Below are 12,265 nucleotides of genomic sequence, written 5' to 3'. Positions count from 1 at the left end.
TTGTTTCACTCATCATCGTGCGCATCCAGGCCCAGTTCCTGGATCTTGCGCGTGATGGTGTTGCGGCCGATGCCCAGGCGCTGCGCCGCTTCCATACGCCGCCCGTGCGTGGCCTGCAGCGCCGTGCGGATCAGGCGCGACTCGAAACGCCGCGTGAGCACGTCCCACACGTCGGCCTGGCCGCTGCGCAGCAACTGCTGGGCCTCGCTCACCAGCGCGGGCTCCCAGCCCATGCCATCCAGGGCCGCAGCCTGGTCGGTGCGCGTGCCCGCCGGCGCAGGCGGCAGCGCGGGGGCCGACGCGCTCGTCGCGCCAGCGGCGACCTCGTCCGCCACGCCCTGCAACGGCGCGGCGGGATGCGGCGTGGCCTCCAGCACCTCGGGCGGCAGGTCCTGCGCCGAGATGACCTGCGCGGGCGCCATCACCGTCAGCCAGTGGCAGATGTTCTCCAGCTGGCGCACGTTGCCGGGGAAGGCAAAGCGTGTGAGCAGGGCCAGCGCCGCGTCGGAGATGCGCTTGGGCTCCACGCCCAGCTGCCGTGCGCTGCGCTGCAGGAAGTAGCGCGTCAGCATGGCCACGTCCTCGCTGCGCTCGCGCAGCGCCGGCAGGCGCAGGCGGATCACGTTGAGGCGGTGGAACAGGTCCTCGCGGAAGGCGCCGTCCTTCACGCGCTGCTCCAGGTTCTGGTGCGTAGCGGCGATCACCCGCACATTGGCCTTCACGGCGGCATGGCCGCCCACGCGGTAGAACTGCCCATCCGACAGCACGCGCAGCAAGCGCGTCTGCAGGTCGAAGGGCATGTCGCCGATTTCGTCAAGGAACAGTGTGCCGCCCTCGGCCTGCTCGAAGCGCCCGCGCCGCTGCGTCTGCGCACCCGTGAAGGCACCGCGCTCGTGGCCAAAGAGCTCGCTCTCCAGCAGGTCCTTCGGGATGGCCGCAGTGTTGATGGCCACGAAGGGCCCACCTGCCACGGGCGAGTGCTTGTGCAGCGCGCGCGCCACGAGTTCCTTGCCCGAGCCGGATTCGCCCGTGATCAGCACCGTGACCACGCTCTGGCTCAGACGGCCGATGGCGCGGAACACGTCCTGCATGGCGGGTGCCTGGCCCAGCATCTCGGGCATCGCGGTGAGCTGCTGCTCGGCGACCTCCTCGCGCTGGCTCTCCTCCACAGCGCGGCGGATCAGCTCCACCGCCTTGGGCAGGTCGAACGGCTTGGGCAGGTATTCGAAGGCGCCGCCTTGGAAGGCGGACACGGCGCTGTCCAGGTCGGAATACGCCGTCATCACGATGACCGGCAGGCCGGGCTGCAGGCCGCGCACCTTCTCCAGCAGTTGCAGGCCGGAGCCGCCCGGCATGCGGATATCGCTCACCAGGACCTGCGGTCCCTGGTGGGTGGGGTCGCCCGCGGCCACATCGGCCAGAGCGTCCAGTACATCGCGCGCCTGCGTGAAGCTGCGCGTGGGCAGGTTTTCGCGCGCCAGGGCCTTTTCGAGGACGAAGCGGATCGAAGGGTCGTCGTCTACTATCCAGATCGGCTTCATGTGTTCCAGCTCCCTTTACCTTTACCCGTTGGGGTCGTGCGTGTCAGGGACTCAAGGCAGCGGTATGAGGATGCGGAAGTCGGTGCGGCCCGGCTGGCTCTCGCACTCAATGAGCCCATGGTGTCGCTGCACAAAGGTTTGCGCCAGCGTCAAGCCCAGTCCCGATCCCCCGTCCCGCCCCGTCACCAGCGGATAGAAGATCCGCTCCTTGATGGCTTCGGGCACGCCCGGTCCGTTGTCGATGACATGCAATTCCAATGCCAGCCGGTAGCGTTGGCGCCCGAACGTGACCTGCCGCGCCACGCGCGTGCGCAGCGTGATGACCGCGTCGCCCGCGGCAATGCGCTCGTGCAACGCCTGCGCCGCGTTCTGCACGATGTTCAGCACGGCCTGGATGAGCTGCGCGCGGTCGCCGCGAAACTCGGGGATGGAGGTGTCATAGTCGCGCAGCACGGCCAGGCCCTGCGGATGCTCAACCAGTACCAGGGAGCGCACGCGCTCGCAGACTTCGTGGATATTCACATCGCCGACGAGGTGCGGGTGGCGGTGCGGCGCCAGCAACCGGTCCACCAGGCTTTGCAGGCGGTCGGCCTCGTGGATGATGACCTGGGTGTACTCGGTCAGGTCGCGGCTTTCCAACTCCATCTCCAGCAGCTGCGCCGCCCCTCGGATGCCGCCCAGCGGGTTCTTGATCTCGTGCGCCAGATTGCGGATCAGCTCCTTGTTGGCCTGCGCCTGCTCGCGCAGCCGCTCCTCGCGGTCCTGGCGCGCCTGCGCCTCCAGGGGCCACAGCTCCACGATCACGTCGCCGCTGTGCTCCACCACCGCCACGCTGGCGTGCACCGGCAAAGGCTCCTGCGGCGAGCGGCGCAGCACGGCTTCGAAGCGCAGCGCCGCGAAGTCGCGCCCGCGCGCGCCGGCCAGCGCCGTCTGCAGGATGGTCGGATCGGTGAACAGGCCGGCGAAGTCCACGCCTTCCAGCGTGCGGCGCGACAGGCCCAGGGCGTTTTCCAGCGCTGCGTTGACGAAGAGGGCCGCCCCGCCGGGGTGCAGCACGGCAATCAGCGTGGAGACGAGGTCCAGCGCCTGGTAGCGGTCCGTTGGGGTGGGCTCTTGGATGATCGCGCCTTCGTGCCGCACGCAGGGACCGCGGCGCTTACTTGTTCAGGCGCGAGAGTTCGCGCTTGATGCCGGCCACATCGGCCTCGGCCCGGGCCACGCTGGCCTTGAGCTCGGCCGTGCGCTCGATGTAGCCCTGCGGGTTGCGCAGCTCCAGCGCCGTGCGCTGAGGCGAGCCGTCGTTGTACTCCTTGCGCAACTCGGCCAGGCGGGTTTCCGCCTTGCTCAGTTCAGACTCCAGGATGGCGCGCGCATCGGCGTCGCGCGCACGTTGGTCGGCCGCGCCCACGCGCGGAGCGTTCGCGGGCGAACTGCTGGCGCTGGCACCGGAAGCGCCGGCGCTGCCGCCCGAGGAGGCCGCCGCCGGTCGCGAACCCTGCAGCACCGTCACATTGCCACCTTCCACGAGCTTGCAGCCGCGCTCCTTGGCCTGCGTGGCGTTGTTGGTGTATTCGTTGCCGCAGCGGTAGATGCGGTCCTGCGCCCAGGCGGGCTGCAGCACGGCGGCGATAACGGTCAGGGCGAACAAAGTGCTTTTCATCGAATTCCTCACATGGCATGCGTCGGGCATGCGCGGTGCCGGTGAGTATCCCCCAATCATTCCAACCCGCCAATTGCGGCGGCCCAACGCTGCGGTTTTGGTGCGACGGGCTGCCGTGCTCCGTCCACCCGGCACGCAGCCCGCCCATAGAAAAAGGCGGCCGGAGCCGCCCTGTTGACAACAGCCGGGGGCCTAAGCCCCTGCCATCACAGCGAGTAGTACATGTCGTACTCGACGGGATGCACGGCCATGCGGAAGCGCGTGACTTCCTGCATCTTCAGCTCGATGTAGGCGTCGAGCATGGAGTCGGTGAACACGCCGCCCTTGGTCAGGAACGCGCGGTCCTTGTCCAGCGCTTCCAGCGCCTGGTCCAGGCTGTGGCACACGGTGGGCACCAGCTTGTCTTCCTCGGGCGGCAGGTGGTACAGGTCCTTGGTAGCGGCTTCGCCCGGGTGGATCTTGTTTTCCACGCCGTCCAGACCCGCCATCAGCAGGGCCGCAAAGCCCAGGTAGGGGTTCATCAGCGGATCGGGGAAGCGCGCTTCCACGCGGCGGCCCTTCGGGTTGGCCACGAACGGGATGCGGATGGAGGCCGAGCGGTTCTTGGCCGAGTAGGCCAGCTTCACCGGCGCCTCGAAGTGCGGCACCAGGCGCTTGTAGCTATTGGTGCCCGGGTTCGTGATGGCGTTCAGTGCGCGAGCGTGCTTGATGATGCCGCCAATGTAGTACAGCGCGAAGTCCGACAGACCCGCATAGCCGTCGCCGGCGAACAGGTTCTTGCCGTCCTTCCAGACCGACTGGTGCACGTGCATGCCCGAGCCGTTGTCGCCGTGGTAGGGCTTGGGCATGAAGGTGGCGGTCTTGCCGTAGGCGTTGGCCACGTTGTGGATCACGTACTTCTGCAGCATGGTCCAGTCGGCACGCTCCACCAGCGTGCTGAACCGGGTGCCGATCTCGTTCTGGCCGGCACCGGCCACTTCGTGGTGGAACACCTCGACCGGAATGCCCAGGGATTCAAGGATCAGGGACATCTCGGCGCGCATGTCCTGCGTGCTGTCGACCGGAGGCACGGGGAAATAGCCGCCCTTGGTGGTGGGACGGTGGCCGCGGTTGCCACCTTCGAGCTTGGAGCCGGTGTTCCAGGGGGCTTCGTACTCTTCGATCTCGTAGAAGGTGTGGTTGGGATCGGTGCTCCAGCGCACGCCGTCGAAGATGAAGAACTCGGGCTCCGGGCCGAAGTAGGCCGTGTCGCCCATGCCGGAGGCCTTCAGGTACGCCTCGGCACGCTTGGCGATGGAGCGCGGGTCGCGGTCGTAGGCCTTGCCGTCGGCCGGCTCCACCACGTCGCACGCCATGATCATGGTGGTTTCTTCGAAGAACGGGTCGATGTTGGCGGTGTTCGGATCGGGCATGAGCAGCATGTCCGACGCCTCGATACCCTTCCAGCCGGCGACCGACGAGCCGTCGAACGCATGGCCCGAGGCGAACTTGTCTTCGTCGAAGTGCGAGATCGGCACGGTGACGTGCTGTTCCTTGCCGCGGGTATCCGTGAAGCGGAAGTCCACGAACTTGACTTCGTTTTCCTTCACCATCTTCATCACGTCTGCAACGGTCTTGGCCATCAGGGTTCTCCAGGGATAGAAGTGCTCATCAACAATGATGCGCACAGAAAAGCAGTTTGCGTGCCAGCGAATGGGGACACCCGTACGGGGCAAGCCGGGCGCAGGGCCCTGCGACGGCGCACCAAACGCGTGCAGGATTTTAAGTGGCCCGCCTTCTTACCATTTGCGCACCATTTCAGGGCCTATGGATGCACCTGTTTGGTGCAAACCTTCCTGCAGCGCCTGCCACGCGGCAGGCACCAAGGCAGCGGCCCCCTTGACGCCCAATTCCACATGGCGCCCGTGCACTGGATGGTCCACGCTCGGCAAGCTGAACACCTTGATCCCCGGATGTCCGGCCTCGACCCGCTCCATGAGCGGGGTCAGCGCGGCTTCCATCGCGCCGTAAAGCACGACGGAGCGCTCCATCTGCGGCTGCTGGTTGAACCACCGGGCACAGTAATGCTGGAGTGCCCAGTCCACCATAGGCCAAGCCATGACCGGGAACCCCGGCACGAAATGCACCATGCCGCCCCCAGGGCCGTCACACGAGAAGCCGGGGATCTTGTTGTAAGGGTTGGGAATGATGCGCGCGCCCTCAGGAAAAACGCCCATGTTCAGCCGATGCAGATTGTCGGCGCGGTCGGGGTCGAACGCCTCGCCCTGCTCCCGTGCCACATCCTGCATGCGCTCGGTGATCAGGCGCTTGGCCTCGGGGTGCAGGACCAGCGGGCGTTGCAATGCGGCCGCCGCGCACTGGCGCGTGTGGTCGTCGGGAGTGGCACCAATGCCGCCGCAACTGAACACGATGTCCGACGAGGCAAAGGCCCGCTGCAGCGCCGCCGTGATGCGCGGACGGTCGTCGCCTACGTAGTCCGCATAGGACAGCGCAAGCCCGCGTGCCGCAAGCAGTTCGATGACCTTGGCGAGGTGCTTGTCCGCCCGCTTGCCCGAGAGGATTTCATCGCCAACGATGATGAGGCCGAAAGCCGGTGTCATGGGTTGTCCTGCAGCTGAGACGAGGATGGCAAAGAAGACGCTGGCGTTGCGGGCGCGGCGGTTGCAGGCGTATCGCCCGGCGGCCGTTCGCCTCGCTGCTCGCGCAGCTGTTGCAGCGCGGCCAGACAGAAATGCGTGAACCACAGCGATGAGAAGGCGAACACCAGCGTATAGATCCAGATGGCGATCGGCACCAGGACGAGGAACGCCGCTGCGAACACCACGCCCGACGCCCAGACAATGCCGGGCGCGGCCCCTAGAAATCCGCTCAGCACGCCAATGCTCAGCAGGCTGAGCTGATGGCGCTTGAAAATCTCCTGCCGCTCCGGCTTGCTCGCGTGTTCGGCCAGTGCGTCAAAGGCCATGACCCGGTAGGTGAGCCATCCCCAGATAAGCGGAGGCAGGATCAACACCAGCGGCGGGACCAGCCACAGCGGCATGGACAGCACCAGCGCAATGAGCGCCGCGATGGTCGACCCCAGAGACCACAGCACGCTGGCGAGGAATGAACCGCCCCGCTTGCGCTGCAGTTGCGCAAAACGCCGCTGCGCCACCAGAGTCACGATGGCAGGGGCCATCAACACCGCCACCGCGAGCACGCAGACAATGACGATCAGTGGCGTGGCTCCCATAAGCACCAGCAGCGGCGCCAGCGCCACGGGGAGGTTATCCACGCCAAAGTTGTGCAGCCACCCCCACAGCAGGCCCAGCCAGGTGGAGCTTTCCAGCGCCGTCTGCGTCCAGGCCACGGCAGTTGTCCAGAACAGATAGCCGCCGCCCAGCGCCACCACCGTGATCAGCACCAGCGGCAGCAGCGACAGCGCAATGACGCGCGGCATCAGGCAATAGCCCACTGCGCGCCAGAAGGAATCGATGAAAAGCCCCATGCGCGCGAGCATAGCGCGATCGGCTCTCTACGCCCGTCCCACCAGCCGCAGCAGGCCGCGCCACTGCTGCGCCCAGAACCCCCGCCCGTAATCACGCACGCGGCCGTCCGCGTCCGCCTCCACCTGGTCGCGCACGCCCGTGGGCTCGTAGCGATGCTCGAAGTTGGCCGTACCGAACAGCATGTCCCACCACGGCAACAACACGCCGAAGTTGTTGCCCCCCGGCACTGCCGCATGCAGGTGCTGATCGGTTCCCTGCCCAGGTGCAGCTTCAGGGCCCACGCCCATGGCGTGGTGCATGCGGTGGAAACGCGGGCTGACCCACAGGCGCTCGCCCACCTGGCCGAACCACAGGCGCAGGTTGGCGTGGTGCAGGTTCTCGCTGAGCTGCGTGAGGGCCACGATGGCGACAAACTGCCCCGGCGCCACACCAATGCACTGCGCGACGAACACGATGATGGCATCGCGCAGCAGATCGTCCAGCAGATGGTTGCGGTTGTCGCTCCACATCGTCATCTGCCGCTGCGAATGGTGGAGCGCATGCAGCCTCCACCACCATTCAAAGCGGTGCTGGCCGCGGTGGATCCCATAGTCCACGAAGTCGAACACCAGCAGGTATAGCAGCAGGCTCACGACGGGCAAGTCGGAGACACCCGGCCAGAGCGCATCCAGCTGCAGGGTCTTCCAGCCATGGGCGCGCAGGGCGCCAAACAGTGCATTCCACAGAGGCTCCGTGGTGAAGAACAGTGCCAGGCGAAAAAGACCCAGGCGATGGATCAGCGTGTAAAGCATGTCCACGTGCACGGCATCACGGTCGCGCAACAGCTCCACCGGGCGCCAACGCTCCAAAGGCCCGATCACCGCGACCATCACCCCCAGTTGCAGCAGTCCCACCAGCAGCCACCCGGTGGCGGCATAACCGTCCTCCAGCACATTGGCCTGGCCCAGCATGAAGAGCGCGGGCTGTACCAGCGTCTCGAACAGCCATTGCTGCGCGGTATCGAATAAATAGGTCAGCCCTGACATGAGTCACCGTGGCGTTGCGTGGGTGCGCGGCAGCATAGCCGGGCGTTGTGTCATTTTCTCTGCGCTTGTGCTCCGTACACAGGATGCTCGCGCAGCGTGCGAAAGCACAGGCCCCGCGCCTTCAGGCCTTTGACGAGAGGCTCCAGCACAGCGGGTGCCCATGGATCCTTGCGTGACCAGATGCCCAGATGCGCCAGCAGGATGTCGCCGTCACGAACGGTGCGCAACGCACGCTCCAGCAGGGCCGTATTGCTGTAGTGGTCGCTGGGCAGCTCGTCCCCGAGGAACCCTGCAGCACTCCATCCCACATGCGTATAACCGCAGGACTTGGCAGCCTCCAGCAGGCGCTGAGAGGTCTTGCCGCCCGGCGCGCGGAATAGCGGGAGCGGCTCCCGGCCCGTCAGGACACGCAACCGGCTCGCAGCGCCATCGATCTGTGCGCAGTATTGCGCCCCCGTCATCGTCAGGTCCTGACCTGCCTGAGGACCGGCCGATGGTCTGACCTTGAACCGCGGCTGCAGCGGCGTCCCCTGGTCGGCACGCCAGTACACATGGTGCAGCGTGTGCGATGCGAACTCGTGCCCTTCTGCAGCGCGCGCGCGCCACCAGGGCGCCCAGTAGCCATCCAGGCTGCTGCCGCCCGTCTGAGTCGGTTCGTCTGCGGCAAAGAAGGTCGCCTTTACCTGCTGGCGCTTCAGCACCTCGGCCACCAGATGCGCAACGCCCATGTGGCCAGTGTCAAAAGTCAGGTACACCGCGCCTTTGCAGTCATTTTGGCCTGCAGCGCTTGCTGGATAAGCGCCAACAGCTATCAAAACTGAAGCACAACAAATATGCCACCTCCGCCGTGCTCCGGGGGAGCGGCCGCGTGGCTCAGCGCTTGGCATGTCGGAGTGTCCAAACGCCGTGGGGAGACTTGCCCACTTGAACGGCCCGTGCCACCTTGCGCTCCACCGTGTCGATCACGAGCATCTTGCGCGCCCAGCGGGCGCTGACGTAGAGCCAGCGGCCATCCGCCGAGACATCCATGCAGTCCGGCCCGCCGGGTGCCGGATAGCCATCCACCACGCGCAGCGCCTGCATGTCGATCTTGCTGATGGTATTGGCCACTCGGTTGCTCACGAACAAATGGCGGCCGTCGCCCGCAGCGCGAAAGGCATGGGCGCCATCTCCCGTCTTGATGCGTTGCACGCTGCGCGGCTGCTCACCGGCAATGTCGAAGACCTCCACGCTATCGCTGCCGGTAAGGCCGACAAAAAGATGCTTGCCGTCGGGGCTGCCGTACACATCCGCCGGCATGGCACCTGTCTTCGTGCGCCACTTGATCTTTTGCGTCGATATATCGATGGCCACCAGCTCATCGCTGTCCTGCATGGTCGAATACACCGTGTGGCTGCCGGCATCGATCCACAGGTGGCTTGGCGTCTTGCCAGTGGACACGCGCTGCACGAGCGTGAGCTCCTTGCCGTCCCAACGGTAGAAGTCCACATGGTTGAGGCGGTTGGCGGCCGTGACCAGCCAATTCATGTCAGGTGAAAACCGCAAGTGGTAAGGATCCACGATCCCCCGCACCGTACGCTGCACTTGCGCAGTGGCCGGGTCCACGAAGGTCAGGCTATCGCCGAGCGCGTTGGCAACAATCAGCGATTTCTCGTCAGGCGTGAGGTACAGGTGGTGCGGCTCCTTGCCAGTGGCAATACGGCCGATTTCGGTCCAGGTCGCGGGGTCGATGACGCTGATGTCCGCCTGCAGCGAATTGAGAACGAACACCGGTGGCTCACTCGCACCAGCGGACGTTCCCCACACCAGCCAAGCAGCCCACCACGCGCATGCCACGCGCCTCATCATCTGATTGACCACCCTGCTCCCCTTCCTACTGGGCACCCGCCTGCGAACATTCGGACATCACTCACAGAAGTGACTTGCAGACAACGGACGCGATGTGCGCGACGTTGACGCAACCGCCTATTGGATCGCGACGGGCGCAGACCACTTGTCTGTCTTTCGCTACCGCAGCAGGGCGAGTTCCTCTTCGCCGAGCCAACGCCACTCCCCCGGCTGCATATCCGCCGGCAATGCCAAACGGCCGATGTGCGACCGATGCAAGGCTTCCACCCGATTGCCTACCGCGGCAATCATGCGCTTCACTTGGTGGTACTTCCCTTCCGTCAGGGTCAGGTCAAGCACATGCGCGTCGACTAGCGCGCAGGCAGCCGCCCGCACAGGGCGTGGGTCATCATCGAGCACCACACCTCCCAGCAAGCGGTCGACCTGCTCCTTGGTCAGCGGATGCTTGGCAGTCACACGGTACACCTTTGGCACATGCTTTTTGGGCGAACTCATGCGGTGGATGAATTGCCCATCGTCACTGAGTAACAGCAAACCGGTGGTGTCTTGGTCCAAGCGCCCCACGGCCTGCACACCATCCACAGCCCCCTTGCTGGGCCTCTGCCTAAGAGGAGCGGGCAACAACGTGTAGATGCTGGGATAGGCCGAGGGCTTCTGCGAACACTCGGTTCCTGCAGGCTTATGCAGCATGACATAGGCCTTGGGTTGGTATGGCCAATCCACTCCTTGAACGCGCAACACCAAACCTTCGACATCAATATCCTGCGTCGCGTCTTGGCAGATCGTGGGCTCTCGGGTGCCTGTCGCATGAATGGCAACTCTGCCCTGCTGAATCAAGCCGGCGCAAATGCGGCGCGTGCCGAATCCTTGCGAATAGAGAATGTCCTGAAGCTGCATGAAATACGGCGTTATCGCTGCAAAGCAAAACGCCCTCCCACTGTTGTAGTGGGAGGGCGGTTTGGGCTGTAAGAGCCTGACGATGACCTACTTTCACACGGGAACCCGCACTATCATCGGCGCGAAGTCGTTTCACTGTCCTGTTCGGGATGGGAAGGAGTGGGACCAACTTGCTATGGTCATCAGGCATAAAGGGTTGCTGAGCAGTGAGGACTGCACAGCGAATTCATAGAGTCTGTGAATCAGCGTGGATTTGATTGCGTACTTGGCATAACAGTCTTGAACTGCGATTGGCAGTCAAAGTTATAGGGTCAAGCCGCACGGGCAATTAGTACTGGTTAGCTTAATGCATTGCTGCACTTCCACACCCAGCCTATCAACGTCGTGGTCTACAACGACCCTTCAGGGGGCTCAAGGCCCCGGCAGATCTCATCTTGAAACGAGTTTCCCGCTTAGATGCTTTCAGCGGTTATCTCTTCCACACTTAGCTACTCGGCAATGCCACTGGCGTGACAACCGATACACCAGAGGTGTGTCCACTCCGGTCCTCTCGTACTAGGAGCAGGCTTCCTCAAATCTGCAGCGCCCACGGAAGATAGGGACCAAACTGTCTCACGACGTTTTAAACCCAGCTCACGTACCTCTTTAAATGGCGAACAGCCATACCCTTGGGACCGACTACAGCCCCAGGATGAGATGAGCCGACATCGAGGTGCCAAACACCGCCGTCGATATGAACTCTTGGGCGGTATCAGCCTGTTATCCCCAGAGTACCTTTTATCCGTTGAGCGATGGCCCTTCCATACAGAACCACCGGATCACTATGTCCTGCTTTCGCATCTGCTCGACTTGTCAGTCTCGCAGTTAAGCACGCTTATGCCATTGCACTATCGTCACGATGTCCGACCGTAACTAGCGTACCTTCGAACTCCTCCGTTACGCTTTGGGAGGAGACCGCCCCAGTCAAACTGCCTACCATGCACTGTCCCCGATCCAGCTAATGGACCTAGGTTAGAACCTCAAACGCACCAGGGTGGTATTTCAACGTTGGCTCCATGAGATCTAGCGACCTCACTTCAAAGCCTCCCACCTATCCTACACAGATCCGTTCAAAGTCCAATACAAAGCTACAGTAAAGGTTCATGGGGTCTTTCCGTCTTTCCGCGGGGAGATTGCATCATCACAAACATTTCAACTTCGCTGAGTCTCAGGAGGAGACAGTGTGGCCATCGTTACGCCATTCGTGCAGGTCGGAACTTACCCGACAAGGAATTTCGCTACCTTAGGACCGTTATAGTTACGGCCGCCGTTTACTGGGACTTCAATCAAGAGCTTGCACCCCATCATTTAATCTTCCAGCACCGGGCAGGCGTCACACCCTATACGTCCACTTTCGTGTTTGCAGAGTGCTGTGTTTTTATTAAACAGTCGCAGCCACCGATTTTTTGCAACCGCTTTGGGCTCCCTTTGTACAAGTTCACCTACTTGCGGCATACCTTCTCCCGAAGTTACGGTATCAATTTGCCGAGTTCCTTCTCCTGAGTTCTCTCAAGCGCCTTAGAATACTCATCTCGCGCACCAGTGTCGGTTTGCGGTACGGTCGTCAATAGCTGAAGCTTAGTGGCTTTTCCTGGAAGCAGGGTATCACTCACTTCGTCTGCAAGCAGACTCGTTATCACCCCTCATCTAAGCCCGGCGGATTTGCCTACCAGGCACGACTACAGGCTTGAACCAACATATCCAACAGTTGGCTGAGCTAACCTTCTCCGTCCCCACATCGCACTATTGATCGGTACAGGAATATTG

The 12,265-nt window shown here is 63.5% G+C and carries 10 protein-coding genes and 2 rRNA genes (1 of these 12 cut by a window edge); all 12 read right to left on the bottom strand.

Going from position 1 to position 12,265, the window contains the following annotated elements; translation table 11 throughout:
- Positions 1 to 5: 5 nt before the first annotated feature.
- Positions 6 to 1,541 (bottom strand): nitrogen regulation protein NR(I), encoded by a 1,536-nt coding sequence (gene ntrC, locus K2L43_RS06115; RefSeq protein WP_103738720.1) that lies wholly within the window; start codon positions 1,539 to 1,541, stop codon positions 6 to 8.
- A 51-nt stretch (positions 1,542 to 1,592) separates the two neighbouring features.
- The gene (gene glnL, locus K2L43_RS06110; RefSeq protein WP_047351613.1) at positions 1,593 to 2,663 is read right to left on the bottom strand and encodes a nitrogen regulation protein NR(II); all 1,071 of its coding nucleotides are present in this window, start codon (positions 2,661 to 2,663) and stop codon (positions 1,593 to 1,595) included.
- Between the two features lie 34 nt (positions 2,664 to 2,697).
- On the bottom strand, positions 2,698 to 3,201 hold the full coding sequence (locus K2L43_RS06105; RefSeq protein ID WP_015912808.1) for a hypothetical protein: 504 nt from the start codon (positions 3,199 to 3,201) through the stop codon (positions 2,698 to 2,700).
- 206 nt (positions 3,202 to 3,407) lie between these two features.
- Positions 3,408 to 4,823 carry a type I glutamate--ammonia ligase gene (gene glnA, locus K2L43_RS06100; protein WP_015912807.1) on the bottom strand — a complete coding sequence of 472 codons (1,416 nt, stop codon included), beginning with the start codon at positions 4,821 to 4,823 and terminating at the stop codon, positions 3,408 to 3,410.
- 156 nt (positions 4,824 to 4,979) lie between these two features.
- Entirely contained in the window at positions 4,980 to 5,801 is an 822-nt protein-coding gene (locus tag K2L43_RS06095) for a molybdopterin-binding protein (protein ID WP_172206593.1), read from the bottom strand.
- Positions 5,798 to 6,688 (bottom strand): EI24 domain-containing protein, encoded by an 891-nt coding sequence (locus K2L43_RS06090; RefSeq protein WP_234305600.1) that lies wholly within the window; start codon positions 6,686 to 6,688, stop codon positions 5,798 to 5,800. The genes K2L43_RS06095 and K2L43_RS06090 overlap by 4 nt, the downstream gene beginning before the upstream one ends.
- 27 nt (positions 6,689 to 6,715) lie before the next feature.
- Positions 6,716 to 7,714, bottom strand: coding sequence for a sterol desaturase family protein (locus tag K2L43_RS06085; RefSeq protein WP_047351605.1), 999 nt, complete (start codon positions 7,712 to 7,714; stop codon positions 6,716 to 6,718).
- Positions 7,715 to 7,764: 50 nt separating this feature from the next.
- Positions 7,765 to 8,601 (bottom strand): polysaccharide deacetylase family protein, encoded by an 837-nt coding sequence (locus tag K2L43_RS06080; RefSeq protein ID WP_220638708.1) that lies wholly within the window; start codon positions 8,599 to 8,601, stop codon positions 7,765 to 7,767.
- Positions 8,588 to 9,562, bottom strand: coding sequence for a beta-propeller fold lactonase family protein (locus K2L43_RS06075; RefSeq protein WP_220638707.1), 975 nt, complete (start codon positions 9,560 to 9,562; stop codon positions 8,588 to 8,590). Before K2L43_RS06075 ends, K2L43_RS06080 begins: the two co-directional genes overlap by 14 nt.
- A gap of 159 nt (positions 9,563 to 9,721) precedes the next feature.
- Positions 9,722 to 10,459, bottom strand: a complete 738-nt coding sequence (locus K2L43_RS06070; RefSeq protein ID WP_220638706.1) for a 16S rRNA pseudouridine(516) synthase — start codon at positions 10,457 to 10,459, stop codon at positions 9,722 to 9,724.
- A gap of 74 nt (positions 10,460 to 10,533) precedes the next feature.
- Positions 10,534 to 10,646: ribosomal RNA gene (gene rrf, locus K2L43_RS06065) — 5S ribosomal RNA — on the bottom strand.
- 120 nt (positions 10,647 to 10,766) lie between these two features.
- Positions 10,767 to 12,265: ribosomal RNA gene (locus tag K2L43_RS06060) — 23S ribosomal RNA — on the bottom strand (it continues 1,377 nt past the right edge of the window).

The sequence above is a fragment of the Diaphorobacter sp. MNS-0 genome (genome assembly GCF_019602835.1).
In the GTDB taxonomy this organism is placed as follows: domain Bacteria; phylum Pseudomonadota; class Gammaproteobacteria; order Burkholderiales; family Burkholderiaceae_C; genus Diaphorobacter; species Diaphorobacter nitroreducens.
Note: the sequence above shows the minus strand (reverse complement) of the source record. Positions and strands in the feature narration are given on the sequence as shown.